Raw genomic sequence first — 1298 nt, forward strand, 5'->3', positions numbered from 1 at the left:
TCGGCCGCAGATCATCTCGATCGCATGCGGATTGGAGATGCCGAGGCCGGAGCCGATCGGCGAGCCCAGCGGCATCACCGCGGCGCAGCCGACATCGGCCAGGCGCATGCAGGTGACGAGGTCGTCGTTGCAGTAGGGCAGCACCACGAAACCGTCGCGCACCAGCTCCTCCGCCGCCTCGACCAGCTGGGCAACATCCGGGTACTGGGTCTCGCGGTCGCCGATCAGCTCCAGCTTCAGCCAGTTGGTGCCCAGTGCCTCGCGCGCCAGCTGCGCCGTCAGGACGGCGTCCCGTTTGGTCATGCAGCCGGCGGTGTTGGGCAGCAGGCGCCAACGGTCGCCGACCAGGTCGACCAGGCTTTCGGCATAGCCTTCCAGGCTGATCCGGCGGATCGAGGCGGTGACGATCTCGGCTCCCGAGGCCTCGATCGAATCCAGCATCAGCTGGCGATTGGCATAGCCGGCGGAGCCGATGAACAGGCGCGAGCGCAGCGCCACGCCGGCGATGATGAAGGGATCCTGCATGGCTTTGCTCCTCAGCCGCCCTGGAAGGGACGGACGATCTCGACCCGGTCGCCGGCCGCGAGGCGATGCTCCGGCCAGCGGGCGCGCGGCAGCACGGCGTCGTTCAGCGCCACGGCGGTACCGCGCGCCGCCGGGTCAATGCCCTTCGCCAGCAGCAGGTCGAGCACGCTGACGCCGGCCGCTGCCTCGGTCTCTCCATTCACATTCACGGTCCCTGGCACGCTCATTGCGCGGCCTCCTGGATCCGGGCGAAGCGGTCGATGCGGAACGGCTCCGCCGCCTGCGGCAGCTTTCCGTCGAGGATGGTGCCGGCCACCGCCTCGACCGTGGCCGGCAGCAGCAGGATGCCGTTGCGGTGATGGCCGGTGGCCAGCACCAGCCCATCGATCGCCGAGGGGCCGAGCACCGGCGCGTCGTCGCGGCTGCCGGGGCGCAGCCCGGCCCAGCTCTCGATCACCGGCAGCTCCTCGATCCCCGGCAAGGCACGCCAGGCGGCGTCGAGCAGCGACAGCATGCCGCCGGCGGTGACGGTGGTGTCGAAGCCGCGCTCCTCCACCGTGGCGCCGACGATCAGCCGGCCGTCCAGCCGCGGCACCAGATAGGCCTTGCCGGCCCACAGCACATGGCGCAGCAGCGGCGCCGCCGGGTCCATCTGCAGCGCCAGCATCTGGCCCTTCACCGGCCGGACCGGCGGCAGCGCCTCGCGCGGGATCCCGGCGATGCCGCCGGACCAGGCGCCGGCGGCCAGCACCACGACATCGGCCGGCCGCGCC

Annotated in this window: 3 protein-coding genes; all 3 read right to left on the reverse strand. The window is 72.0% G+C overall.

Translation table 11 applies throughout. From position 1 onward, the window contains the following. Positions 1-525 (reverse strand): beta/alpha barrel domain-containing protein (gene thiG / locus P409_RS34585; RefSeq protein WP_034849447.1); only part of this gene is annotated, 525 nt, incomplete at its 3' end. Between the two features lie 11 nt (positions 526-536). Continuing rightward, entirely contained in the window at positions 537-752 is a 216-nt protein-coding gene (gene thiS / locus P409_RS34590; RefSeq protein WP_034849448.1) for a sulfur carrier protein ThiS, read from the reverse strand. Beyond that, a partial coding sequence (locus tag P409_RS34595; protein ID WP_034849449.1) for an FAD-dependent oxidoreductase occupies positions 749-1298 on the reverse strand: 550 nt, incomplete at its 5' end. The genes P409_RS34595 and thiS, both read right to left, overlap by 4 nt.

The organism is Inquilinus limosus MP06 (assembly GCF_000767795.1).
GTDB lineage: Bacteria > Pseudomonadota > Alphaproteobacteria > DSM-16000 > Inquilinaceae > Inquilinus > Inquilinus limosus_E.

Bases quoted from the DNA above. Each gene is read 5' to 3' on its own strand.
- thiS (WP_034849448.1), bottom strand. From the start codon at position 752: ATGAGCGTGCCAGGGACCGTGAATGTGAATGGAGAGACCGAGGCAGCG.